This is a genomic window from Aeromonas sp. MTB (assembly GCF_056632455.1).
Genome location: NZ_CP147026.1, coordinates 2,578,371 through 2,603,916 on the forward strand (window position 1 = coordinate 2,578,371; position 25,546 = coordinate 2,603,916).

The 25,546-nt window shown below is 59.3% G+C and carries 22 protein-coding genes and 2 pseudogenes; 7 read left to right on the forward strand and 17 right to left on the reverse strand.

The window, feature by feature from the left end:
- Window positions 1-19: 19 nt before the first annotated feature.
- From serC to WBR25_RS11770, 3 genes are all read right to left on the reverse strand, one after another.
- On the reverse strand, window positions 20-1,108 hold the full coding sequence (gene serC / locus WBR25_RS11760; protein ID WP_236271215.1) for a 3-phosphoserine/phosphohydroxythreonine transaminase: 1,089 nt from the start codon (window positions 1,106-1,108) through the stop codon (window positions 20-22).
- Between the two features lie 225 nt (window positions 1,109-1,333).
- Window positions 1,334-2,260: an electron transfer flavoprotein subunit alpha/FixB family protein gene (locus WBR25_RS11765; RefSeq protein WP_429106740.1), complete on the reverse strand. Its 927-nt coding sequence runs from the start codon at window positions 2,258-2,260 to the stop codon at window positions 1,334-1,336.
- Window positions 2,257-3,009: an electron transfer flavoprotein subunit beta/FixA family protein gene (locus WBR25_RS11770; RefSeq protein ID WP_236271213.1), complete on the reverse strand. Its 753-nt coding sequence runs from the start codon at window positions 3,007-3,009 to the stop codon at window positions 2,257-2,259. Before WBR25_RS11770 ends, WBR25_RS11765 begins: the two co-directional genes overlap by 4 nt.
- Before the next feature lie 169 nt (window positions 3,010-3,178).
- On the opposite strand from WBR25_RS11770, the pseudogene WBR25_RS11775 reads away from it, so the two are divergent.
- The 3 genes and pseudogenes from WBR25_RS11775 (at window position 3,179) to WBR25_RS11785 (ending at window position 6,661) form a co-directional block, all read left to right on the forward strand.
- A pseudogene (locus WBR25_RS11775) lies at window positions 3,179-4,808 on the forward strand (electron transfer flavoprotein-ubiquinone oxidoreductase).
- A 293-nt stretch (window positions 4,809-5,101) separates the two neighbouring features.
- Complete coding sequence (corA, locus tag WBR25_RS11780; protein ID WP_026456618.1) at window positions 5,102-6,049, forward strand: magnesium/cobalt transporter CorA; 948 nt, start codon at window positions 5,102-5,104, stop codon at window positions 6,047-6,049.
- 150 nt (window positions 6,050-6,199) lie between these two features.
- Complete coding sequence (locus WBR25_RS11785) at window positions 6,200-6,661, forward strand: DUF2919 domain-containing protein (protein ID WP_429106742.1); 462 nt, start codon at window positions 6,200-6,202, stop codon at window positions 6,659-6,661.
- A gap of 12 nt (window positions 6,662-6,673) precedes the next feature.
- On the opposite strand, the gene WBR25_RS11790 is transcribed toward WBR25_RS11785, so the two are convergent.
- The gene (locus WBR25_RS11790) at window positions 6,674-7,393 is read right to left on the reverse strand and encodes a hypothetical protein (RefSeq protein ID WP_404974333.1); all 720 of its coding nucleotides are present in this window, start codon (window positions 7,391-7,393) and stop codon (window positions 6,674-6,676) included.
- 292 nt (window positions 7,394-7,685) lie between these two features.
- Here WBR25_RS11790 and WBR25_RS11795 point away from each other — a divergent pair, with 292 nt between their 5' ends.
- Window positions 7,686-8,237: a lipoprotein gene (locus tag WBR25_RS11795; RefSeq protein ID WP_265776245.1), complete on the forward strand. Its 552-nt coding sequence runs from the start codon at window positions 7,686-7,688 to the stop codon at window positions 8,235-8,237.
- Window positions 8,238-8,432: 195 nt separating this feature from the next.
- On the forward strand, window positions 8,433-10,430 hold the full coding sequence (locus tag WBR25_RS11800; RefSeq protein ID WP_429106743.1) for a hypothetical protein: 1,998 nt from the start codon (window positions 8,433-8,435) through the stop codon (window positions 10,428-10,430).
- 84 nt (window positions 10,431-10,514) lie between these two features.
- On the opposite strand, the gene glgC is transcribed toward WBR25_RS11800, so the two are convergent.
- Window positions 10,515-11,789: a glucose-1-phosphate adenylyltransferase gene (gene glgC, locus WBR25_RS11805; protein WP_005337070.1), complete on the reverse strand. Its 1,275-nt coding sequence runs from the start codon at window positions 11,787-11,789 to the stop codon at window positions 10,515-10,517.
- 188 nt (window positions 11,790-11,977) lie between these two features.
- Between glgC and WBR25_RS11810 the strand changes: the two genes are divergently transcribed.
- Window positions 11,978-13,618, forward strand: coding sequence for an EAL domain-containing protein (locus WBR25_RS11810; RefSeq protein ID WP_429106744.1), 1,641 nt, complete (start codon window positions 11,978-11,980; stop codon window positions 13,616-13,618).
- On the opposite strand, the gene WBR25_RS11815 is transcribed toward WBR25_RS11810, so the two are convergent.
- The 9 genes from WBR25_RS11815 to WBR25_RS11855 form a co-directional block, all read right to left on the reverse strand.
- Window positions 13,581-14,075, reverse strand: coding sequence for a hypothetical protein (locus WBR25_RS11815; protein ID WP_042055706.1), 495 nt, complete (start codon window positions 14,073-14,075; stop codon window positions 13,581-13,583). The genes WBR25_RS11810 and WBR25_RS11815 overlap by 38 nt on opposite strands.
- A 175-nt stretch (window positions 14,076-14,250) precedes the next feature.
- The gene (locus WBR25_RS11820) at window positions 14,251-14,613 is read right to left on the reverse strand and encodes a DUF2750 domain-containing protein (RefSeq protein WP_005337077.1); all 363 of its coding nucleotides are present in this window, start codon (window positions 14,611-14,613) and stop codon (window positions 14,251-14,253) included.
- Window positions 14,614-14,793: 180 nt separating this feature from the next.
- Window positions 14,794-16,098 carry an inosine/guanosine kinase gene (locus WBR25_RS11825; protein ID WP_479748011.1) on the reverse strand — a complete coding sequence of 435 codons (1,305 nt, stop codon included), beginning with the start codon at window positions 16,096-16,098 and terminating at the stop codon, window positions 14,794-14,796.
- Window positions 16,099-16,284: 186 nt separating this feature from the next.
- Complete coding sequence (locus WBR25_RS11830) at window positions 16,285-16,677, reverse strand: MAPEG family protein (protein ID WP_429106745.1); 393 nt, start codon at window positions 16,675-16,677, stop codon at window positions 16,285-16,287.
- Between the two features lie 34 nt (window positions 16,678-16,711).
- Complete coding sequence (gene hemH, locus WBR25_RS11835) at window positions 16,712-17,686, reverse strand: ferrochelatase (protein WP_236371614.1); 975 nt, start codon at window positions 17,684-17,686, stop codon at window positions 16,712-16,714.
- 98 nt (window positions 17,687-17,784) lie between these two features.
- Window positions 17,785-18,429, reverse strand: a complete 645-nt coding sequence (gene adk / locus WBR25_RS11840; RefSeq protein ID WP_005337083.1) for an adenylate kinase — start codon at window positions 18,427-18,429, stop codon at window positions 17,785-17,787.
- A gap of 303 nt (window positions 18,430-18,732) precedes the next feature.
- On the reverse strand, window positions 18,733-19,491 hold the full coding sequence (miaE, locus tag WBR25_RS11845; RefSeq protein ID WP_151286580.1) for a tRNA isopentenyl-2-thiomethyl-A-37 hydroxylase MiaE: 759 nt from the start codon (window positions 19,489-19,491) through the stop codon (window positions 18,733-18,735).
- 204 nt (window positions 19,492-19,695) lie between these two features.
- Window positions 19,696-21,216 (reverse strand): amidophosphoribosyltransferase, encoded by a 1,521-nt coding sequence (gene purF, locus WBR25_RS11850; protein ID WP_213389754.1) that lies wholly within the window; start codon window positions 21,214-21,216, stop codon window positions 19,696-19,698.
- Between the two features lie 21 nt (window positions 21,217-21,237).
- Window positions 21,238-21,726 (reverse strand): CvpA family protein, encoded by a 489-nt coding sequence (locus WBR25_RS11855; RefSeq protein WP_005337086.1) that lies wholly within the window; start codon window positions 21,724-21,726, stop codon window positions 21,238-21,240.
- 8 nt (window positions 21,727-21,734) lie between these two features.
- Here WBR25_RS11855 and WBR25_RS11860 point away from each other — a divergent pair, with 8 nt between their 5' ends.
- Window positions 21,735-21,911: a hypothetical protein gene (locus WBR25_RS11860; RefSeq protein ID WP_155395816.1), complete on the forward strand. Its 177-nt coding sequence runs from the start codon at window positions 21,735-21,737 to the stop codon at window positions 21,909-21,911.
- A 2-nt stretch (window positions 21,912-21,913) separates the two neighbouring features.
- Here WBR25_RS11860 and serS read toward each other — a convergent pair whose 3' ends face one another.
- The 3 genes and pseudogenes from serS to lolA form a co-directional block, all read right to left on the reverse strand.
- On the reverse strand, window positions 21,914-23,209 hold the full coding sequence (serS, locus tag WBR25_RS11865) for a serine--tRNA ligase (RefSeq protein ID WP_005337087.1): 1,296 nt from the start codon (window positions 23,207-23,209) through the stop codon (window positions 21,914-21,916).
- Window positions 23,210-23,515: 306 nt separating this feature from the next.
- A pseudogene (locus WBR25_RS11870) lies at window positions 23,516-24,851 on the reverse strand (replication-associated recombination protein A).
- 76 nt (window positions 24,852-24,927) lie between these two features.
- Window positions 24,928-25,536 carry an outer membrane lipoprotein periplasmic chaperone LolA gene (gene lolA, locus WBR25_RS11875; protein WP_041202312.1) on the reverse strand — a complete coding sequence of 203 codons (609 nt, stop codon included), beginning with the start codon at window positions 25,534-25,536 and terminating at the stop codon, window positions 24,928-24,930.
- Window positions 25,537-25,546 lie beyond the last annotated feature (10 nt).

Consider the following 25,546-nt stretch of genomic DNA (forward strand, 5'->3'; position numbering starts at 1 on the left):
GCATGTGAGTACTCTCTTCTCAGCCGTTGCGCTTGGCAAAGCCATCCATAAAGCTCACCAGGGCCTTCACTCCCTCCAGCGGCATGGCGTTGTAGAGGCTGGCTCGCATGCCACCGACGATGCGGTGCCCTTTGAGGGCCAGCAGGCCGGCCGCTTCCGATTCGGCCAGGAACTGCTTGTCCAGCTCGGCATTTTTCAGCTGGAACGGGATGTTCATCCGCGAACGGCAGCTGACATCCACCTGATTGCCATAGAAGCTCGACTGATCGAGATAGTCATACAGGAAGTCTGCCTTCTCCTTGTTGCGCGCTTCCATTGCCTCGAGGCCACCCTGTTCCTTGAGCCATTCGAATACCAGACCGGCCAGATACCAGGCGTAGGTGGGCGGCGTGTTGAACATGGAGTCGTTCTTGGCTGTGAGCTTGTAGTCAAAAATCGAGGGCACATCGGCTCTCGCCTGATCCAGCAGATCATCGCGCACGATGGCGATGGCAAGCCCGGACGGCCCGATATTTTTCTGGGCACCGGCATAGATAATGCCAAAGCGGCTCACATCGAGAGGACGGGAGAGAATAGTGGAGGAGAGATCCGCCACCAGCGGCACCTCGCCGGTAGCCGGGATGTCAAACATCTCGATGCCGTCAATGGTTTCGTTCGGGCAGTAGTGAACATAAGCCGCATCGGCGCGAAACGCCGGGGTCGGCAGCAGGTGAGAGACCCCCTGCTCGTTCTTGGCAACCCCCTGGAAGGTCTGGATATCGCCATACTTTTTGGCTTCATCCACCGCGCTCTGGGACCAGACGCCGGTCAGCAGGAAGTCCGCTTTCTTGTTGGCCCCGCCCAGCAGGTTCATGGGTACGGCGGAGAACTGACCGCGGCCGCCACCGTGCATGAAGAGCACCTTGTAGTTGTCCGGCACCGCCAGCAGTTCGCGCAGATCCGCTTCGGCCTTCTCGGCCACCGCCATGTAGGGCTTGCCGCGATGGGAAAGCTCCATGACCGAGGCTCCCAGCCCCTGAAAATTACAAAATTCGCGCTGGGCGCGCTCCATGACTTCAACCGGCAGCATGGCGGGGCCGGCGCAGAAGTTGTAAATCTGTTTGCTCATGACGCTTTCCGTGAGTGGATGAGAGTAATCGATGACTTGTCAGGTTTTACACAAGAGCAGCCAGCGGATCAAAGGCTTTTTGGGAGCTGGCTCAACCTTTTACCGTCACTCTGCATCCCCCTTGCAGGAGAAAAAGCCCTGAACGGGTCAGGGCTTGCAGGGAACATGCACAGAAATGGCGGGCAGAGCGCATAAACGACCACAGCTCAGCCATTTCTGACAAATTTACAGTTTGGCGGTGAGCTCCGGCAGCAGGGTGAAGAGATCCCCCACCAGTCCGTAGTCCGCCACCTGAAAGATGGGGGCATCGCTGTCCTTGTTGATGGCCACGATCACCTTCGACTCCTTCATCCCAGCCAGATGCTGGATGGCGCCCGAAATGCCGACCGCGATATAGAGCTCGGGCGCCACCACCTTGCCGGTCTGCCCCACCTGAAGATCGTTGGCGACATATCCCGCATCAACGGCGGCCCGCGATGCCCCCACCGCGCCGCCCAGCTTGTCGGCCAGCGCCTCAATCAGGGCAAATTGCGCCTTTGAGCCCAGCGCCCGACCACCGGAGACCACGACCCGAGCGGCTGTCAATTCGGGCCTGCTGGAGCGCACCGCGCGGCGCTCGACCAGCCGGGTACGGCCAGCGAATTCGGGCACGGCCAAGTGCTCGATGAGAGCCTGCCCGCCCGTCACCGCCTTGGCAAACGCGGTGGCCCGCACTGTCATCAATTTGACGGGCGCCGAGCTTGCCACTCTGGCAATGGCATTGCCCGCATAGATGGGGCGCAGGAAGGTGTCGCTGCTCTCGATAGCCGTTACCTCGGAGAGCATCTCCACCCCGAGCCGTGCCGCCACCTGTGGCAGCAACGCCTTGCCCATGGCACTCGCCGCCATCAGGCAGTGGCTGTAACCCTGACACCAGCTGGCCAGCAGCTTGTCGACCCCATCCAGCAGCCCGTCGGCCAGCAGGGGATGTTCGGCAAGCAGAACCTTGTCGACACCGCCGAGAGCTGCCGCCTGTTCACCCGCCTCGGTCAGCCCCTGCCCGAGCAACAGCAGATCAACCTGACCGCCGATGGAGCCGGCTGCGGTCACCAGTTGTGCCACGTTGTCGGCCAGATGGCCTTGATGATGTTCGGCAATGATCAGCACGCTCATGGCAGCACCTTCGCTTCGTGTTTGAGTTTGTCCACCAGCTCGTCCACCGAGCCCACCTTGATCCCAGCGCTGCGGGCTGGCGGCGCCATCACCCCGAGCAAGCGGGTCTGATTGGCCACCTCAACGGCAAGTGTCGAGAAGGGGGCGCTATCAAGCGGCTTGCGCTTGGCCTTCATGATGTTGGGCAGCGAAGCAAAGCGCGGTTCATTCAAACGCAGATCGGCGCTCACCACGGCAGGCAACGGCATGCCCAGGGTCTCGAGGCCACCGTCGATTTCGCGAGTCACCAGCAGCTCTCCCGCTTCCACCTTAAGGGCGGACGCGCAGGTCGCCAGCGGCCAATCATTGAGAGCAGCCAGCATCTGGGCCACCTGATTGTTGTCTGAATCGATGGACTGTTTGCCGAGCAGCACCAGATCCGGCTGCTCCTGCTTACACACCTTGTGCAAGGCGCGGGCAACCGTCAGCGGGGCGAGCGTCTCATCGGTGACATAATGCAGCGCCCGATCCGCCCCCAGCGCCAGCCCATGGCGCAGTTGCTCGGCGGCAGCGTCAGGGCCAAAGGTCACCACCACCAGTTCGCTGGCAACCCCAGCTTCCCGCAGCCTGACCCCCTCCTCCACCGCAATTTCACAAAAGGGGTTGATCCCCATCTTCACATTGGCCAGCTCCACGTCGGAGCCGTCTCCCTTCACCCGGATCTTGACGTTGTAGTCGACTACCCGTTTGATTGCGACCAGCAGCTTCATGGGGTCATGCCTCGTCTCTTTGGATTGAATTCATTAGTGTGCCTCTGCGTTTGTTGCAGTACGCTCTTCCCTGATTTTTTGCTTTTTCTTGCTCAGCTTTGCTTACAACTGCTTTACGTTTACGTAAACTACCAGCATTACCCTAGGCCAACCAGAGCGCAGAGGCAAGATGGAACGGGAAGCAATGGAATTTGATGTCGTCATCGTCGGCGGCGGTCCGGCGGGGCTCAGTGCAGCCATCGCCCTGAAACAGCAGGATGCCACTCTCTCTGTCTGTCTGCTGGAGAAGGGAGCGGAAATCGGCGCCCATCTGCTCTCCGGCGCCCTTTTTGATCCCGTCGCCTTGCAAGAGCTGCTGCCGGATTGCTGGCAGCAAGCGCCGCTCGGCGTACCGGTCAACGACGATCAGGTGCATCTGCTGCAAAGCGAGCAACGTTCCCTGCAACTCCCCGCCTGGGCGGTGCCGCCCCGGATGCACAATGAGGGCTGTCACATCATCAGCCTCGGCAACCTTTGCCGCTGGCTTGGCCAACAGGCGGAAAAACTGGGAGTCGAAATATACCCGGGATTTACCGCCAGCGAACTTATCATGGACGCGGGCCGGGTCAAGGGCGTCATCACCGGCGATCTGGGGCTGGATCGGGCGGGCAATCCGAAAGCAGATCATGTGCCCGGCATGGCACTGCTCGGTCGCTACACCCTCTTTGCCGAAGGGGCCCGCGGTCATCTCGGCAAGCAGCTGATCACCACATTCAATCTGGCAAGCCCTGTCCAGCCCCAGCACTATGCCATCGGCTTCAAGGAGCTGTGGCAACTGCCTGCTGGCCAAGGCAAAGCGGGACAGGTGCTGCACGGCAGTGGCTGGCCCCTTGGCAAGCAGGGGGGCGGCAATAGTCACGGCGGTTTCTATCTCTATCACATGGAGGGGGATCAGGTCGCGGTCGGGCTGATTGTCGATCTCAACTACCAGAATCCCTGGCTCAGCCCGTTCGACGAATTCCAGCGCCTCAAGCATCACCCGCTTATAGCCGGCGTGTTGCAAGGGGGTGAACGCATCAGCTATGGCGCCCGCGCCATCACCAAGGGGGCTGGCACGCCCTGCCCCGCATGCACTTCCCGGGCGGCCTGCTGATCGGTTGTGATGCGGGCACCCTCGACTTTTCCCGCATCAAGGGGATCCACACCGCCATGAAATCGGGGATGCTGGCGGCAAAAACCGTCGCGATGGCGCTGCAGGGGGCCGGGATCTGGCCCAGTATGGCGACGAGCTGCAACAGAGCTGGCTGGCCCGCGAACTCAAGGCGGCGCGCAACTTCGGCGCTGCGCTTCATCGCTATGGTCCCTGGTTGGGCGGTGCCTTCAACTGGCTGGAGCAACGGCTGTTTGGCGCAAACTCGCCCTTCAAACTGCTCGATAAGGCTCACGACTACCGTCAGCTGCGCGTGGCCAGCCGCTGCGAGCCCATCCATTACCCCAAACCCGATGGCAGACTGAGCTTTGACAAGCTCTCGTCTGTGTATCTGGCCAACACCAGTCACGACGAGGATCAGCCTTGCCACCTCAAGCTGCAGGACGAGCGCATTCCGGTCGAGGTCAATCTGCCCACCTGGGCCGAACCCGCCCAACGCTACTGCCCGGCAGGGGTGTTTGAAGTGCTTGAAATGGAAGGCGCGGCCAAACTGCAGATCAACGCCGCCAACTGCATCCACTGCAAAACCTGCGATATCAAGGACCCCAGTCAAAACATTATCTGGACGCCGCCACAGGGGGGCTCCGGGCCCAATTATCCGAATATGTGATGAAGCTGGGCAGCGGCAACAAGCAGCCCCAGCTAGCCCTCCCCCAGCCAAAGGCTGGGTTCTACCCCGCATAGCCGCTCAGGTGATCCGACCTCGCTGTTTTTTTGAACAAACAGGCTGAATCCCTGATGAATAGCCCCTGACAAGCGCGGCCCGCCCCTGTATAGTTCGCCGCATTCAGGTTTTCCATCGGCCCGATCTGCTTATCCACGGGATCGCCTTCTGCAGCGATCTAAGGCCGCATGACCTGTGCAACCATCCCTGATTACCCATGACTTTTTAAGGGGGGACAGATGATCACCGCCTACATTCTCAACAACAAGGTGCTGGACATAGTCACGCTCGGGCCTGACGACATAGTACCTGACAACACGGTCTGGCTGGATGCCTACAAGCCGGACACGGCAGAGCGAGAATGGTTGACGGGCCTGTTCCTGGAAGAGGTCCCCGACAAGGAAGAGCTCGACGACATCGAAGCATCCGCCCGTTTTTACTGGGATACCGATGGTCTGCACATTCACTCCCTGTTTCCCCAGCGGATCGGTCGTGACACCAAGGGTGTCCACGTCTCCTTTACCCTGCGCAACAACCTGCTGATCAGCATTCGTGAAGATGACATCGGGCTGGTGCGCCTGCTGCGCCACTATATGCGCCAGGATCGGCTGGAGGTGGAGGATGCCCTCGATATCCTGCTGGAGGTGCAGAACCTCAAGGTGGAGTACCTCTCCGACCTTATCGAGGATGGTTACAAGACCTTGGAAAACACCGCCGATCAGATCTTCGAGCCGGATCAGATCAACCCCATGCTGAAAGAGTTGATGGCGCAGGAAGAGGCCAACGGCCAGATCCGTCTCTCCCTGCACGATACCCGCCGCGCCCTGCGTTTCCTCAAACGCAGCCTGCGCCAGCGCATGAGCCTCGAGCAGAACAAGTGGATCGACGAGATGCTGCACGACGTGGAGTCACTGCTGCCTCACACCCAGTTCCTGTTCGACAAGATCAACTTCCAGCTGGAGGCCTCCATGGGGGTGACCAATCTGGAGCAGAACAAGGTGATCAAGATCTTCTCGGTTGCCGCCGTGATCTTCCTGCCGCCGACCCTGATCGCCAGTATCTACGGCATGAACTTCGGCCGCATGCCTGAACTCGCCTGGGAGTATGGCTATCCCCTCTCGCTGGTGCTGATGGTGATGTCATCGCTGGGCACCGGGCTCTTCTTCAAGCGCAAGGGGTGGCTGTAACGCCAGCCGCTCGGCACAAGACAACTTTTCGCGGATTGGGGGGCATGGCCCCCCGATTAATTCCCGCTCTCTCCCGCGCCTTGCAAAGGGCTCGCCTTCGCCCCATATCCCTTGCATCACTTGCACTCTATGAATGGATATCGGGCAACCATGACCCTCTACCCCGAACACCGATATGACGATCACGGCCAGTTGCGCCCACCCCTCTGGTTCTGGCCCATCGCCCTGTTGTTGACCCGCTCGCTCTGGCTCTTTCTGATGGCGGGAGTGACCCGCGAGAGCGGCAGCGAGATCCTGACCCTCTTCTATCCGGACAAGATCACCCTCTACATCAGCCTGCTGACCGACGTGCCCGCCATGCTGGCGTTGCTCGCCTGCGGGGGCACCTATCAGCAGACCCAGAGCATTCGCGCCAGACTCCGTCGCCACAGCCCGCTACTGCTACTCTGCTCTGCCGTCAGCGGCCTGCTGATGCAATTGCACAGCCTCAATCTGCAAAAGTGGTCGTTCAGCTGGCCCACCGCACTGGTGCTGGTCGCCAGCCTCTGGTCACTCTGGTATCTGCTGCGCAGTCGCCAACTACGGGAATATGCCGCAGACCAGCCCCACTGACGGGGCTGACACCTATTGGCGAGTGACCCGGATCTGCAGGGTCTGGCGCTCGCTCTGACTGCCTCGCCCGCCCTGTAGCTGGGTACCGAGGCTACTCCCCTGATCCGCTGAGCTGGTCGAGAGCTCCCCCACCGTCAGCCACTGGCCCGGGGCCCCGCTCACCTCGGTGGCACTCTGCCCACGATTGATGGTGCCCTGATCCAGCCTCGCCTGTTCGCTGCTCAGCGCAATCTGCACCCGATCGCCAATCAAGGTGGCCGTGGCATAGAGGCCGTTCACCAGCGGCATCATCCCCACTACGGCGCCCCCGTTCCACTGATAGAAGGTGACCGGCTGATAGGAGCCCATCTGCAGCAGCACGGGACGACCCGACAGCCCCCGCACCTGCCAGCTGTCGTTCTGGCTGCGCTGGTACTGCCGGGCGTTGCCATCGAGCAGCCACTGCCGTTTGGCCTCGTCGCGACTGATTGAGCCCCCCAGTTGCTGACTGCTGGCAGCGCCCTCCACCCGCCACTCGATAAGCAGACTTTGCGGCGGCTGATTGACCTGCGCCAGCGTGGCTTCGGCCTCCTGCAGCTGGGCTGGCGTCCCGCTCAGCACCAACTGGTTACCCATGGCGCTGACCCCAAGCTGGGGATAGATCTCCTTGAGGGTCTGCACCGCCGCCTGCGCCTCGAAGACCGGGATCACTTTCACCTCGGCCCACAGCAACGGGCTCCACAGTCCCATCATGCAGCCAAGCCACAGCAGCGCCCTGCGACCAACCTTGCCCATCCGAACCATTGCGATCTCCTCGTTCTCTGTGCTCTTCTCGCTCTCTGTTCTCTCTCTGCTCAGGCGTAGACCCACACCCGCAGCAAACAGCTCTACCTTATTCAGCTCACTCGTCGATGATGAACCCGGCGGTTGCCAAAAAACAATCGGGAATGCAGCAAGTCCGTGATTTCCCAGGGTATGAGGCTCTCATTCCACGCCCGTTATCGCGTAAGATAGCGCCATCATAGTTGCCCAAGCGGAATCCATCATGTTGAAACAGCTGTTGTTACTCCCCCTCGCCCTGCTGCTGGGGGCCTGCTCCCTGACCCAGTACAACGTCAGCGAGGCCGAAATCAACCAGTACCTCAAAGATCAGGTCTCTTTTGAAAAACAGCTGGGGATCCCCGGCATCATGTCGAGCAAGATCCGTCTGGACGAGATGCATAGCCGTATCGGCCGCAAACAAGCAGATCGCATCGAGCTGGACGCCGCTGGCGACCTGCAGGTGAGCAGCCCCCTTGGCAGCCAGCAGATGAAGATCCGCTTTGCTTTGAGCGCCCGTCCGGACTATGTGGCCGATCAAGGCGCCATCTATCTGCGCGACCTTGAGCTGGTCTCGGTCAAGACTGAGCCGGCCGATATCGGGGCCGCCCTCACCCCGCTGCTGCCCACCTTCAATCAGTCGCTCTCCCTGTTCCTGTCGCAGACCCCGGTCTATCGCCTCGACAACAGCCGCAAGAACGAAGCCAGGATCAAGGAGAAGGTCGAAGCCCTCAAGGTGGAGCCAGGCCGTCTGGTCATCCCGTTCAAGCTGCTCTGACCCCCGCCGCACCGGCACTTTCAGCGCAATAAACAGATAACCGTCCTCTTCGACAGCGCACGTCTGCTTTAACGTGCTACCGATCAGGGCGGTTTTTTACTTCTCAAGTCACCCTCAACACAGCATAATGCAGACCATTCTCATTTAGATTCGTCATGAGAAGCGTCAATAATAAAACCAATGGTGAGAAGGGACATGAGAAAAACCGTACTGGTTCAGGCGATTGCCTGCGCACTGATCAGCGGCGCCGCACACGCTGCCGTCAAAGTCGAAGACAAGACATTCAATACCGCCGCCAACATGCTGGCCTATACCGAATTCGAGCTCTCCGGTGAGCCGCTGGCCGAAGCGCTGGGGCTGGATCTGGATGTGCTGGATGCCAACCGTGCCGATGAGCCGACCCCGTTCGACTTCGCTGCCGGCATCGAATCCTACGAATACTCCGAAGAGGCGATGTACGCCCTCAACTACCAATCCGGCATGGGCCCGCATCTGGTAAACGGGCCGCAAAACCTGGCTCGTGGTGGCACCATGGCCTCTCTGGGGCAACGGGTGCTGGCCATGGCCGATGCCGTTGGCTTCCCGGCGGATGAAGTGCCGCAGGGCATGTATCCCCTCTCCCTGCCCTACGCCTCCGCCAATCCTGAGTTTGCCCAGGCAGTGAATACCACTCCGGTCAATGGTGACCAGATCACCATCAAGACCGCCAAAGGGACCGAGAAAACCGTCAAGACCCAGGTGCCCGCCTACTTCCGCGACTACAGCACCCTGCGCTGGAGCGGCAGCGACAACCTGCTGGTGCCCGCAGCGGTGGGCGGCATCCTGCTCAAAGAGGTGATGTGGTCGCAAGACTTCCTCGGCGGCATGCACGTGGCCGAGACCGATGAAGAGGTAGAAGCCGCCTCCGCCACCATGGATCAGGATGGCAAGCACAAGCTGGGCGTCTCTGCCGCCGATGGTTTCAACGGCATGATGCTGACCGAGCAATCCATCGACAAGCTGGCCATCATGCAGAACCAGCTTGGCTTCGATGGCAAGCAACTGGGCGCCAAAATCACCCCGCAGTACGATCCGGCCAAGGGCGTGATTTACTTCCCCCATCAGGTGAAAGTGACCGAAACCAGCAACAACGATGCCGGTGCCATCGGCAAGCTGGAGGTGGTGGATGGCTCCGCCCAGCTGCGCGATGCCTGGATGATGCTGTGGCCGCTCTCCGAGTTCTATGCCTTCAGCGATCAGCGCAGCGCCAACACCAACCAGAACCCGGCCTTCCACGCCGTGTTTGACGGCGCGCCGTTTGCCGCCGCACCGGCTGCCAACAAGACTAATGACCTGGGCAAAGCGGTCGCAGGCAGCGATGCCTTCTCGCTGGCGATCAATCTCTCCAACCTCACCTTAAAGAACCTGGCAGCCCTGCACTTTGATACCAAGGCTGGTACCCTGGTCGACAGCTGGCAGGCAGGCAAACAGGGCAAGCACGTCACCACCTTTGACGCCGCTTACGCACTGGTCGCCCTGCAGATCTTCCAGCGCGCTCAGGATGCGCTGCCGGTCGGTTACGCCGCCGGTGACAATGGCGAGCTGAACCTCAAGACCAAGCAGGGTCAGCAAGCGCTTGAGCTTATCCGCAAGCAGGCCGATTTCATCCTTGCCAACCTCAAGGGCAAAAATGGTCTGGTGCATGACGGCATCACGCTAGGTGGCAAGCTCGATGCCGGCCACTCCATCGATGCACAGTTCGCCGCCATCCGTGGTCTGACTGCCGCGTTCCTCGCCACCTCCGATGCCAAGTACCGCACTGCCGCCCGCGAGCTGTTCATCGCCACCGACAAGGCCTACTTCAATGCCAAGGCGGGCACCTGGCTGGCGGGTAAACAGGGTGAATACACCCCCTGGACCCAGGCTGCCATCTCCGGCGCCCTGCGCTCTGCCATGCTGAACCTGCGCAACGAAGGGGCCGAGAAGGCGCCCGAGCTGGAGCTGGCCAAGCTGACCGGTCAGTACGTCAGCTGGTTCCGTGGCACCGTCAACGGTGGCATGCAGATGGCCGAGTGGATTGGTGACTCCGGCGAGAACATCATCGAAGGTGCCGGCAGCGACACCGATGAAGATGGCGTACCGCAAGTGACCTCTGCCGGTGGCAAGCACGGCACCGCCATGGTGATGGCTGCTAAAGCAGTGGTTAGCGAGTAATCCTCGCCATTCACCAGCATGAAAAAGGGAGCCATATTGGCTCCCTTTGCATTACAGCGTCTGACACAGTTTCAAGGGCCTTCCTCAAACCAGCTTGTCCAGCATCTCCTTGGTCACCAGCACAATCCCCTGCTCGGAGCGGTAGAAGCGGCGGCTATCCTCATCGGCATTCTCGCCCACCACCAGCCCATCGGGCAGCACACATCCCTTGTCCACCACCACCCGGCGCAGACGGCAACCGGCACCAATCTCTACCCCGGGGAAGATGATGGCCTGATCCAGGGTGCAGAAGGAGTGCACCCGCACATTGGTAAAGAGCACCGAGTTGAGCACAAATGACCCACTGACGATGGTACCGCCCGAGAACATGGAGTTGATGGTCATGCCATGCTGACCGTTGCGGTCCTGCACAAACTTGGCCGGTGGCGTCAGGGTCTGGCTGGTCCAGATGGGCCAGTTCTGATCGTAGATGTCGAGCTCGGGCAGCACGGAGGCGAGATCCATGTTCGCTTCCCAGAAGGAGTCCAGCGTACCTACATCACGCCAGTAGGGCTTTTGCCCCTCACGCGCCCCGACACAGGACATGTTGAAGGGGTGAGCAAATGCCATCCCCTCCTCCACGATGCGGGGGATCACGTCCATCCCGAAGTCGTGTTTGGAGTCCTGATTGTGAATATCCTCCTCCAGCAGTTGGTAGAGGTACTCCGCCTCGAAGATATAGATCCCCATGGAGGCCAGCGAGCGATCTTCGCAACCCGGCATGGCGGGCGGATTGGCCGGTTTTTCGACGAAGGCGCGGATCTTGCGCTGCTCGTCGATATCCATGATCCCGAAGGCGGATGCCTCGGCCCGCGGCACCTCGATACAAGCCACAGTCACCTTGGCGCCAAGGCGCACATGGTCGAGCAGCATGGCAGCGTAATCCATCTTGTAGATGTGATCCCCCGCCAGCACCACCAGGTATTTGGGGCCGTAGTCACGGATGATATCGACGTTCTGATAGATGGCATCGGCGGTGCCGCGATACCAGTGCACCTCGTCCACCCGTTGCTGGGCAGGTAGCAGGTCGATGAATTCGTTCATCTGGTAACGCAGGAAGGACCAGCCCGATTGCAGGTGACGCAGCAGGCTGTGGGATTTGTATTGGGTGACTACACCAACGCGGCGGATCCCCGAGTTGATACAGTTGGAGAGCACAAAATCAATGATCCGGAATTTGCCACCGAAATGGACGGCAGGCTTGGCGCGGTTGTCAGTCAACTGCTTCAGGCGACTACCACGTCCACCCGCCAGCACCAGTGCCATACTCTGGTTCAATAATTGTCGTGCTTTGGCACTATTTTCGGGCTCTAACAACATGATTTACCTCTGCCTTGTTTGATCTATTTTCAACTCATCTTCGCCTGTTTCGGCACCTGTGAAAGTGGTTTCACTCACATTTAACCGATCTCAATTGACCCTTTTCACCGAGTTGCGAGGAATAGCATGCTTTGCTCCGCCAGCTTGGTTAAAATTCCCCCACAAGCAGCCACTTCAAGGATGACAAGATGGTTCACAAGCTCGGACGTACCCTCTTTCTGATCGCCACCATAGTGACCATACCCCTGCTGCTCCTGCAAGCAGTTTGGTTGGCCCTTCAGAGCACACCGCTCACTTTGGCCATTATTCTGGCCACCACACTGCTTGGCATGATCCTGTTGTTGATGCTGGCCATCCGCACCATGGATGGCATGCTCCAGCATCAGGAGCTCACTTGGCTCAAGGCGATCAGAGGGCGGGATCCCTCACAACTCGATGAGCCCGCCTCCCAGGAGGTGTTGCAACAGCTGCTGGAGCAGTTCGAAAGTGCCGAGCAGAGCGCTCATCGCCAGCTGACCGAGCTCAGCAACCTGGCCACCACCGACGAGCTGACCCAGCTACTCAACCGCCACGCGTTTCGCCGCGACATGACCGAGTTGCTGCAGCGGGATCAGGACACCCAGACCGCGACCCTGGTGCTGATCCGTGCCACCGAGCTTGGCAAGATCAACGCCCAGCGCGGCTTCCAGTCTGGTGATGCCTACATCAAGGACATGGCGGCCCTTATCAAGCGGGTGGTAAGCCGCTTCCCGGGCAATCAGGTCTACCGCATCTCGGGGGCCGATTTTGCCGTGCTGGTGCAACCGGTGGCCAATATTCCCCCCCATCTGCTGGGGCAGGATTTGAAGGTGGCCTTCGATCACTATCAGGATCAGCACGAGCTGGAGAGCAGCGGTTACTCGGGGCTGACCAAGCTCAGCAGCGGCCAGAAAATTGAAGCCGTACTGGCCAGAGCGGATCTGGCGCTGGCTCGCGCCCAGACCGAAACCATCAACGGCTGGGCCATCCAGCAGGATGACAGCGCCTCCGATCTGCAGGGCCAACACCACTGGCGCGACGTGCTGACCGAAGTGCTGGCGCAGGAACGCCTCAGCTTTACCTATCAGCCGATCCAGCCCCTGCACCGCAGCATGCTGGCCTACAACGAGATCTACACCCGCTTCAGCGGCAATGACGGCACTGCCCTGCCCACCGACACCCTGTTTGCCATGGCGCAGCGGCTGGATATGGTGATGCGGCTGGAGCAGCTGGTCATTACCCACATCATGCGCCAGTACCGGGCCTTTGGTGCCAACCAGAGTCGCTGGGGGATCAACCTCTCCCCCAACCTGCTGCAAAACAGCGCCTTCCTGATCTGGCTTGACCGCCAGCTGCTCAAAGATCCCAATACCAGCGCCAATCTGGTGTTCGAACTGGATGAAGAGCATCTGGAACGCAACCTCACCGGCGCCAAGCGGGTGTTTGAACTGCTGCGCCGCAACGGCAGTCGCTCGGCCATCGCCAATTTCGGCAAGGGGATCGGCTCATTTACCCTGTTTCGCGAGCTCAAGCCCGACTACATCAAGCTGGACCCTGCCCTGATCACCGGGCTGGAGCAGGATCAGACCAACCAGCAGTTCGTGCGGATGATCGTCGATGTATCACATCGGATGGGATGCCAGGTGATTGCAGAGGGGGTGGAACAGCTTGGTCAGAAACAACTTCTGCAGGGGATGTACGTCGATGGCTTGCAGGGCTATCTGATCGCCCGGCCGCAACCACTGCGACCGGATATCAGCCAGCTGGGGCTCTTTACTGAGGATGCTTCAGCTTCAAAAGGGTCAGAATGATGTCATTGAGCTGGCGATAACGCTCCAGCTCCTTCTGATCGTAACGGGTAGCCAGTGTAGTAGGATTGTGGCGGTTTTTGAGGTAACGGTTGATCTGCAACCGGTTGAACCCCGCCACCTGATAGACCTGGCCAAGCAGGGTATTGAGCTCATCGTGCTCCAGACCGGCTCTGGCCAGATAGTCCCCATCGGCGGGACTCTCGGTCTGGTGACTCCACTTGCCAATGCGACCACTCTCCTGCAGATAGCTGAGCCACTGTTCGATATAGAGAGGTTTACACCCCGCCAACAGGTTGAAAAAGCCCACCGCGTCGCAACGACAACCGCTCAGAAGCACGACCGCCAGCTGATCGTCATCGCACTGGAAGGTCACTGGTCCGGCTTGCGCCCAATCCAGCGCCTGCACCCGAATGCTGGCCTTCTCACCCGCAGCTCCCGTTACGTCGAATACAAACATGGCGCTCCTCCCTTGGCAAAAGGTTGATGATGGACCATCCCCCTGACAGGTGCAAAGGCAAATCGGCTTTTAACTCATCAATCGGGCCATTCGACCATAAAAAAGACCGGCACCCTCACGGATGCCGGTCTTTGTCCCGATGGCCTGTGCGTTCAAGCCATCAATGGAGGCGCTTTCAGGCGTCCAGTTCAACCAGAGCCTTGGCCAGCTCGATGGGTTCGAGCTCCTGGCCTTCCAGATCGGCGTTCCAGTTCGGGCCGACCAGCACATCGTCTTCATCCAGATCGTTGATCCAGATATCGAGAAACTCTTCCAGATCGATCACTTCCGGCTCGTAATCGGCCCACTCGTCGACGCAGTGCAGACGGGCGTCCTCTTCGGCAGACCAGAGCGGCATCACGTCGGCATCTTCAAATTCGGCGGAGCGGCAAACGACCCAGTCTTCCCCATAGCGCAGACCCCACACCTGACCCGACTCGCGGACTTGTTCGATAAACAGTTGGAAATTGGCGTCAAGGTTGTCGTTAAGCATGCTCATGGGATTCTCTCTTTCTTTCGGGTGCTGCGGCATTGTCGGGCGACAATACGATGGCCAAATGGTGTCGTAAAAGTGACATGGACTCAAGCATATTGGGGTTATTCCGGGAAAAAAGCCGGGATAACCCATATTTGCCTGCAAAAACGCCTCCCGATGGAGGCGTCTTGCAGATTCAGGAGATCAACGCTCCCAGTAAACCTCTTCCAGGCTGTCCTCTTTCTCCGGCAAACCGCGGGAGAGACGCGGACTGCTCTGGGCCAACACCTCGTAGCTGACGCGGTTGGCGTATTTGCACACCTGGGCCAGTGAGGAGTAAGTCAGGAACTCGGAGATGTGTTTGGCGGAGTTGGGCACATTCATCCGATGATAGGAGTTGGCCACCATGTCGTGCAGCACGGCGGAAAGGGCGCCATCCCCTGCCCCGTTGGTGTTCTTGATCTTCTCCGGGCCACCCATATACGGGGAGATGTGGGAGTAGATACGGGCCGGTTTGCGACACTTGGCACGGGCCATCGGGCGGCTGAACTCATACATGTTGAACTCGGGGATAACGCCCGGCAACAGGGTATGGGTGGTCTCGCGCTTGTAGTCCTCATCGGTGTAGCTCGCCATGTAGAGGCCGATGGGGCCAGCAGTACAGAGCACCATGTCGGCCCAGTCGAGCGCCTTGTCGGCCGCACCGAGCGGATCAGCGATACCGGTCAGGGCTTCACCTTCGTCTTCGTTCATCGCCAGCACAGTCACGTTCTCGGCAATGAAGTCGCGCCACCACTGGGGGTTTTCGTCGATGACGAAACGGGTGCCCAGGGTCAGCACCACGGGAATACCGGCCTCGCGGGCATAACGCACCGCGGTCATGGCCGCCTCTTTCATCGGATCACCATCGTCACCACGCACCAGATAGGCGGTGATCACCAGGGCAGACGCCCCTTTGATCACATCCTCCGGAATGTGCTGCACATCCAGCTGGTTCATCTTGCCGGCGTTGATGCCGAAGCTACGCTCGCCGCACTCGGTGATGAAGGTGAAGCAACGGCCGATGGGGCCATCCACCGGCTGCAAATAGTCCAGATTGACGCGGGAAGAGGTGTTGCACAGATAACGGTAGGCGTAGCAGCCGATGCGAATGTCCTGACTCATCACACCCAGCAGGATGGAGTGGGAGTTCGTCAGTACCGAGTAGTTATGTACCGTGTTGCCGATGGTGCCACCGGCAAACTCGCTCACTACCATGTTGTTGGCCTTGAGCTCGTCATAAATCCGTTCGGCTACATCGTCATTGATGACGACGGAGTGCCCCTTGCTCAGACCATAACGGGTCAGAAAGTCTTCATCCACATGGGCTTCGATATCAACCAGGGTCTGATCAATCCCGACGACGTAGGCTTTGCCCAGCTCGGTTAACAGGGGATTTTGCGGCACCAGGGGATCGCGTCTGTCGACAGGGAAGTAGTGTTTGGACTTGCGCTGACCGGGAAATTTCATGGCAATGTTCTGTGCTCTGGGGGAAAGAGGGGCGGGATTTTAACACAATCCGCCGCCCCGAAAAGTCGCCCTGTTTAAATAATGGAGTCAGTATAGACAAGGCTTGCAAGGAAAAACGTTTGCCTTTTCACCATAAAAAAACCACCCTGCCCGGGGTGGTTCCATAGCATAAAAAAGCGTTGGTTTTCAGGCGGCCGCCATCCCCTGCAACAGGGCCAGCAGCGAGAAGAGGCCGAGGGCTAGCCAGAACAGCAAGGTGCCCAGAAAACGGGGCACATTGGGGGCTTTGGGGATCTGGATGCCGATGGCATGCAGGATGCGGCCGAGCAGCAGCATGGCGCCACCGGCATGCAGCCAGAGCGCAGCGGCACCGGAGAGCTCGCACAGCGCCATCAGCAGCAGGGTCAACGGCACATACTCGGCAAAATTGCCGTGGGCCCGGATCGCCGCCAGCAGCTCGGGGGCTTCCCCCTGCCCTATCATCACCCCGAACTGGGCACGACGTCTGACCACCCAGAAGGAGAGCCCCAGAAACAGCAGCCCCAGCAGACCTGCATAAATCAGCGTGATATGTACCATGACTCGACTCCTTGTTTGACTGACTGCCGGTCACTCATGCCAATTCGCGGCAGATGAGCGAGACCATCATCCTGATGTGGGCCTGATCGCTGTTGAGGGCCGGAATATATTCAAACCGCTCGCCACCGGCCTCCATGAAGATCTCCCGGTTCTGTACCTGAATTTCCTCAAGGGTTTCGAGGCAGTCGGCCGCAAAGGCAGGGCAAATCACATCGAGCCGCTTGATGCCCGCTGCAGGCATACCGGCGATGGTCACGTCGGTGTAGGGCTTGAGCCACTCCTCCTTGCCAAAGCGGGACTGGAAACTGGCCGTCCACTGCCCGACCTCCAGCCCGAGCGCCTCGGCCAGCAAGCTGGCGGTATGGCGACACTGGTGACCATAGGGGTCCCCTTCGTTCTCGTAGCGCTCGGGAATACCGTGGAACGACATCAGCAGGTGATCACCCTGACCGTGCTGCTCCCAGTGACGGCGCACGCTCATGGCCAGCGCCTGAATGTATTCGGGGTGGGCGTGATAATCACGAATGAGCCGTACCACCGGCAGATTGCGTTCTCTCTTCATCGCCTTGCCCCAGGCATCGAAGACCGAGGCGGTGGTACTGACCGAATATTGCGGATAGAGCGGCAACAGGATCACCCGGTTGACCCCTTTGGCCTTGAGCGCCTGCCAGCCATCATTCACTGACGGGGAACCATAGGTCATCGCCAGCTCCACCGGCACCTCGACCCCCTCCCGCTTGAGCTCCTGCTCCAGTGCGGCGCGCTGCTGCTTGCTTATCACCATCAGCGGCGAGCCCTGCTCGGTCCAGACCTGCTGATAGAGCTTGGCCACTTTGGGCGAGCGCGTCGGCAAGATGATGAAGTGGAGCAGCGGACACCAGAGGTAACGGGGCAGGTCCACCACACGGGGATCGTGCAGGAACTGGCTGAGGAACGCTTTGACGGCAGCGGTGGTCGGTGCGGCTGGGGTACCCAGATTGACCAGCAATATTCCGGTTTTCGTGGTCACGTTGGCTTCCTGTCTATCTGTCATTATGCAAAAAGGGCCCGACAGGGCCCTTCTCTTTATTTATCTGATGGCACGGGAAACAGTGCCGGCAGCAAAGATCAGCCCAGAATGGTGGCAAGCTGCTTGCTGACCAGATCAACCGGCTGGGTGCCGTCGATCTTGACGTAACGGGTGTGGCCCGCTTCCGCCTCTTTGCCGTAGAAACCGATCAGCGGCGCGGTCTGCTGATGATATACATCCAGACGCTTGCGTACTGTGGTCTCTTCGTCGTCGGCGCGGATCACCAGATCTTCACCGGTCACGTCATCCTTGCCTTCCACTTTCGGCGGGTTGAACACCACGTGGTAGGTACGGCCGGAGCCGGAGTGAACGCGACGGCCGCTCATGCGCTTGACGATCTCTTCGTCCGGCACATCGAACTCCAGCACGAAATCAACCACGACACCGGCGTCCTTCATGGCTTGCGCCTGGGGAATGGTGCGCGGGAAACCGTCCAACAGGAAGCCTTTGGCGCAGTCCGGCTGAGCGATGCGCTCTTTGACCAGACCGATGATGATGTCGTCAGAGACCAGCTGACCTGCGTCCATCACAGCTTTGGCTTTCAGACCGAGCTCGGTGCCCGCTTTGATCGCCGCACGCAGCATATCGCCGGTGGAGATCTGGGGAATACCGTGTTTTTCCATGATGAACTGAGCCTGGGTACCTTTGCCGGCGCCCGGAGCCCCCAACAGAACAATGCGCATACACGCTCCTATTGATTGGTTATTCAAATCTTGCGAAGGCAAAAAAGTACACGGTTTCGCCCGTTTCTACAAGGGTGAGCCACCTGAATGAGCACTTTATCACCACAATAACCGGCTGATCGAACAGGATTTCATCGCAAGGGGAAGACGCAAAAATAGCCAGGGATTCAGCATAGAGCGCCAAAAGTAGGAAGGATGCACGACAGAAAAAAAGATCCCGGCTCAGGGCCGGGAATTGCGCTCAAAAGTAACTACTTGTCGCTCGTAGTAGGAACAGGGCAATAGTAGTTTGCCCCCTGTGCGTCAACAACTGTCAGATGTGACAGGCAGGCCGCTATGAAACCGGAACTGGGGATCCGGCGAGCAGATAAGCTCGGCTTCCAGCTTGCCAAAGAAGACCACCCGCTCGCTGATATCCTCCCCTGCGTACTGTTCGGCCAGGCTCAGGTAATCCTGATAGTGACGCGCCTCGGAGCGCAGCAAAGAGACATAGAAGCGACTCAGCTCTTCATCCAGATGGGGCGCCAGCTTGGCAAACCGCTCGCAGGAGCGGGCCTCGATATAGGCGCCGATGATCATCTTGTCGACTATGGTGGCCGGCTCATGGGTGCGCACATGCTGCATCAACTGGCGGGCATAGCGAGAGGCCGTCACCGGCCCGTATTCGATGCCGCGGGCCTGCATGATCTCCAGCACCTGCTCGAAGTGGTGCAGTTCTTCCTGAATGAGCCGCACCATGGGAAACAGCAGCGGATTGCGTTCCAGCTCGGCAAAGACGGTGCGATCAGACTCCCCCATGCTGCGTTTGCCCAAGATCTCGGCCTTCTCCGGGATGGCATCCAGCTCGCGATAAAACTCCAGCTTGGGCAGCAGATGGCGCTTTCCCTTGGGCAGGCAGTAACGGCGCACCAGACTGTGGGCAGTGAGTGCGGCCTTGGTCTCGCAGTTGGCGTGATCGATGAGCAGGGTCGGTAAACGGGCCGGATCCCGCGCCATTTCTACCCACTCATCCGGGGTCTCGCACTGCAAAAACTGGCGCACTGGGGCTAGCAGATCATCCATCTGAACTCTCGTCTCTTAAAAGCGTATCGATCATATATGTTGCCGCCTATGCTAGCGGATCCTGCTGGCCATGCCCATATCCGGCAAGATAAGCGGATATTTTTCAAACAGATATCTCCTCCCCCTTCTGCCGTGTTAGGTAGAAACGACAATGGGGGCCACTGGCCCCCATCTCGCTATCCCATCCGGCAAAACCGCAAACGTTTAACTGCCTTCGTTAAAAATTTCCAGATTGCTGGTGCCTTCCTGCCATTCACGCACCGCTTTGGTGTCATCGTTGCGCAGGGCATTGAGGTGATCCAGATAGGACTGGTCCACATCGGAGGTGACGTAGTGGCCATTGAAGACCGAGGTCTCGAAGTGACGCAGATCCGGGTTGATCTCCCGTACGGCGGCTTCCAGATCTTCCAGATCCTGGAAAATCAGGCCGTCAGCGCCAATCAGCTTGCACACCTCTTCTACTTCACGGCCGTGGGCGATCAGCTCGTTGGCGGTGGGCATGTCGATGCCATAGACGTTGGGGAAACGAATTTCCGGCGCCGCCGAGGCGAAGTAGACCTTGGCTGCCCCCGCTTCGCGGGCCATCTGGATGATCTGCTCGGACGTGGTACCACGCACGATGGAATCATCCACCAGCAACACCTTCTTGCCCTTGAATTCGGAGCTGATGGCGTTGAGCTTGCGACGCACTGACTTCTTGCGCTGGGTCTGGCCCGGCATGATGAAGGTACGGCCGATGTAGCGGTTCTTCACGAAGCCCTGACGGTATGGCAGATCCAGGGTGTGGGCGATCTCCAGCGCCACGTCACAGGAGGTCTCGGGGATGGGGATAACCACATCGACATCGAGATCTTCCCACTCGCGGGCAATCTTCTGACCCAGCTTGCGACCCATGTTGAGGCGGGCGGCGTAGACCGAGACCTTGTCGATGCACGAATCGGGACGAGCGAAGTAGACGTATTCGAAGATGCAGGAGCTCATCTGCGGGTTTTCCGCACACTGCTCGGAGAAGAGCTGGCCCTGCTCGGTGATGTAGATGGCTTCACCCGGCGCAATATCCCGCACCGTCTCGAAACCGATCGCGTCGAGTGCCACGCTCTCGGAGGCGAGCATGTACTCCACCTGGCCCTCCTCGTCCTGACGACGACCGAGGATCAGTGGGCGAATGCCGTTGGGATCACGAAAGCCGATGAGACCATGACCAATCACCAGCGAGACCACCGCATAAGCGCCGCGGATCTGCTGATGGGTTCTGCGCACCGCGGCGAAGATATCTTCGGGACGCAGGGCCATCTTGTCACAACGATCCAGCTCGTGAGCCAGCACGTTCAGCAACACTTCCGAGTCGGAGGTGGTGTTGATGTGGCGACGGGCGACCTTGAACTGCTGCTCCTTGAGCTCCTTGGCGTTGGTGAGGTTGCCGTTATGGGCCAGCACCATGCCGTAGGGTGAGTTCACATAAAAAGGTTGGGCTTCAGCGGCACTTGAGCTGCCTGCGGTGGGGTATCTGACATGACCTATGCCGATGTTCCCTTGCAGACGCTGCATGTGGCGCACTTCAAACACGTCCTTCACCAGGCCATTGGCCTTGCGTTGCCGGAAGTTTCCACTATCAATGGTCACGATCCCGGCGGCATCCTGTCCCCTGTGCTGCAACACCGTCAAGGCGTCGTAGAGGGCCTGATTGACGGGGGTGGTGCCAACTATACCGACAATACCACACATGTCTTTGCTACCTCGAAGTCACTATACCTGTTTAAGAAAACTGGATGAGTTCAACATGAACCCGAAAAACCACTGGATCACCGGCTTGAACTCCGGCACCAGCTTGGACGCCACCCACCAGTCGCTCTGGGAGAGGCTGGTGAAGGTATCCATGAAAAAAAGCAGGGCACTGACGATCAGCACCCCGCGAATTGCACCGAAGCAGACCCCCAGCACCCGATCGGTACCGGAGAGACCCGTCTTGTCCACCAACAGGCCCACCACATAGTTGACCACGCTGCCGAGGATCAAAGTCGCCACAAACAGCGCCGCGATGGCCAGACCGTTGCGAACCAGCGCGTCGGAGAAGGAGGTGAAATAGACGGCGAGATCGGGATAGAAATGGCTGGCAATAAAGAAGGCGACGAACCAGGTGACAAGAGACATGGCCTCCTTGACGAAGCCGCGCACCAGGCTGATGAGAGCAGAGAAACCGACGATGCCGATGATGGCGTAATCAATCCAGACCATAGAAAAAGATGTCCTGCGAAATTGCGGCGCAGTCTAACAAAAACGATTGCGCATTGCTTGATAAAAATGTGTTAACTGTTCAAAGCGACGCCGAAAAGCCGCATTTTTTCAGCACTAAAACGGTTGATCGGCGCCAGAATGCACAACGCCATGGCAATGCCATGGCGTTGTGGTCTGCGGCGTGAGCTTACCCAATGTGGGTCAGGCCACCCATGTAGGATTGCAGCGCAGCCGGGATGGCGATGCGGCCATCTTCCTGCTGGTAGTTCTCCATCACGGCAACCAGAGTACGACCCACCGCCAGACCGGAGCCGTTCAGGGTGTGCAGCAGCTGCGGCTTGCCGTCGATGCGCACGCGAGCTTGCATGCGGCGCGCCTGGAAGTCGGTGCAGTTGGAGACAGAGGAGATCTCGCGGTAAGTGTTCTGGGCCGGCAGCCACACTTCCAGATCGTAGGTCTTGGAAGCGCAGAAGCCCATGTCACCGGTAGAGAGCGCCATCACGCGATACGGCAGCTCCAGCAGTTGCAGCACCTTCTCGGCGTGACCGACCATCTCTTCCAGGGCATCCCAGGATTTCTCCGGGTGAACCAGCTGAACCATTTCGACTTTGTCGAACTGGTGCATACGGATGAGGCCACGGGTATCACGACCGTAGGAACCCGCTTCAGAGCGGAAGCAGGGGCTGTGGGCGGTCATCTTGATCGGCAGCTCTTGCGCGTCAAAGATCTCGTCACGGGCCATGTTGGTGAGCGGCACTTCGGAGGTCGGGATCAGGGAGAACTTGCGTACCTTGCCCTCTTCTTCCCCTTCACCTTCGATACCGGTATTGAACAGGTCCTGAGCAAATTTCGGCAACTGGCCGGTGCCATAGAGGCTGTCCGGGTTCACCAGATAGGGCACGTAGCACTCGGTGTAACCGTGTTGCTGGGTGTGCAGATCCAGCATGAACTGAGCCAGGGCACGGTGCAGACGGGCAATCTGCCCCTTCATCACCACGAAACGGGTACCGGAGAGTTTGACGCCGTTCTTGAAGTCAACGCCCTTGGCCGCTTCGCCCAGATCGATGTGATCGCGTACCGGGAAGCTGAACTCGCGCGGGGTCCCCCAACGGCGCACTTCCACGTTGTCGTTCTCGTCACGACCCACCGGGGTGGTCTCGCTCGGCAGGTTGGGGATGGCGTCGGCAATGGCTTTCAGCTGGGCCAGCAGGGCATCCAGCTCGACCTTGCTGGTTTCCAGCTCGTCGTTGATCTTGGTCACTTCGGCCTTGAGCGGGGCAACATCTTCACCACGACGGGCAGCTTCACCGATGGATTTGGAGCGGGCGTTGCGCTCGGCCTGCAGCTCCTGGGTACGGGACTGCAGATCCTTGCGTTTCTCTTCCAGAGCGTTGACAGCCGCTACGTCCAGAACGTAGCCACGTGTCGCCAGACGAGCGGCAGCCTCTTCGATATCGCTGCGCAGATATTTGGGATCCAGCATGGTTTACCTACTTTTTTAAAATGGGATCTGGGCCTGAGTCGTCATGACGGGCTGGGAAACAGATCCGGAAGTTAACATCGGTTGGCGCACCCCAATCGTCTTCAGAATCGGGCCTCAACAATCAGGCCTTCGAGATCAAGAAGATGGCGCAAGGCCAAGACAAGCGGGGTCAGACGGGCAGTGTAGCAGACCGCCCCCCCGCCCGAACAGGGACTATTTGTGTCGTTTTTACCGACTTTGGCACGCAAACCGCCCTGCATATTCAAACGCCTGACCAATTTTCAGCCATGCGGGGTAACAAAGGGGCTATTTGCCCCGTTGCTGCGGACTTTGCCTGTCCAGTTCATGGAGGTAATCAAGCTTCTGACCAATCTGCTTTTCAAGGCCGCGATCGGTGGGCTGGTAGTACTGCTTGCCCGCCAGCTCGGGCGGAAAATACTGCTCGCCCGCAGCATAGGCGCCCGGCTCGTCATGGGCGTAGCGATACTCGGCGCCATAGCCCAGATCGCTCATCAATTTGGTCGGCGCATTGCGCAGGTGTACCGGCACCTCGAAGTCAGGGAGGTTTTTGGCATCATTAAGCGCCGCCTTCCAGGCGGTGTAGACCGCATTGCTTTTCGGGGCACAGGCGAGATAGACGATCGCCTGGGCGATGGCCCGCTCCCCTTCCGCCGGCCCGATCCGATGGAAGCAATCCCAGGCTGACAGGGCGACCTGCATGGCGCGGGGATCGGCATTGCCCACATCTTCCGAGGCAATCGCCAGCAAGCGGCGGGCTATATAGAGGGGATCGCAACCGGCGCTCACCATGCGGGCGTACCAGTAGAGCGCCGCATCCGGCGCCGAGCCGCGAATGGATTTGTGCACCGCCGAGATGAGGTCGTAGAAGTGATCCCCCCTTGTCAAAGCGGGCCACGTGCTCCCCCACCACGGCGGCGAGCAGGGCACTGTCGATCACCCGCGCCCCAGTGCTGTCGGTTTCGGCCATGTCGGCCAACAGCTCCAGATAGTTGAGAGATTTGCGCCCGTCCCCATCCACTGCCTTGGCCAGCGCCTCTTTGACGCCGGGGGCGAAGGTGAGTGCCGGATCATTGAGACCACGGGGATCGGTCATCGCCTGATCGAGCATGGCGAGAATATCGCTCTCCTCCAGCCGCTTGAGCAGATAGACCCGGGCTCGTGAGAGCAGTGCGTTGTTGAGTTCGAACGAGGGGTTTTCAGTGGTGGCACCGATAAAGGTGATGGTGCCATCTTCGATGTGGGGCAGGAACACATCCTGCTGGCTCTTGTTGAAGCGGTGCACCTCATCCACAAACAGAATGGTGCGCACCCCGCGCCAGCTGTTCTCCTTCGCCTTGTCGATGGCGGCGCGGATCTCCTTGATACCGGAGGTGACCGCAGAGAGTCGCTCCACTTCCGCCTGACAGTAGTGAGCCATCAACTCCGCCAGCGTGGTCTTGCCGGTACCGGGCGGCCCCCACAGGATCATCGAGTGGCAGTGACCCGCCAGAATGGCTTTGCGCAGGGGCTTGTCAGCCCCCAGGATATGTTGCTGACCGATATACTGGTCGAGGTTTTGCGGCCGCATCCGGGCCGCCAGCGGACGAAAGTCCGACGAGAAATCCAGCGACAAGTTGCTCATCTGTATTGACCACCCAGCGTCACGCTACTCGCCTTTGACTGGCGCAGTGGCGAGCAATCCAACGACCGCTTGCTCATTAGCGCTGGTCGTCCAGCTCGACCCCCTTCGGGATCTTGAAAACAAATTCGTTGCCCTTGAGCACCGGCTTGCGGTTGAAGCTGCTCAGGGTGAATTCACTCCACTGCCCTTGCGCCTCTTTCACATCGAAACGACTGATGTTGTCTTGTCTGTCGAAGGTGACACGGAAGGAGGCGATCAGCTCATCCTTGTTGCGGCTGGTGACGGTGTAGACATCGCCCTGCTGGGTCACGTCATAGTTCTTCCAGAACTTGTCGTCATTACCTGCGATCAGAATAAAGGGGGTGTTGAGCACCGCATCTTTCAGCTTGAGGGCTGTGACCTGCTCGACGAAGGGATCATAGACCCAGACATCCTGACCATCGGCCACGATCAGGCTCTCGTCCGGCGAGGTGGTGTGCCAGTTGAAACGGTTGGGGCGTTGCACCAGCAGATCGCCGCTGGCCTTTTGCAGCTCCTTGCCCTTGCTGTCATAGACGGTCTGGGCAAATTTGGCGGAGAAGAGGCTCACCCCCGCCAGCTTCTGTTTGAGATCGCTGGCCGCATCGGCCCACACCTGGCTGCTGGCCATCAGCAGCACGGTACCCATCAACAGTTGTTTTTTCATCACGCTCTTC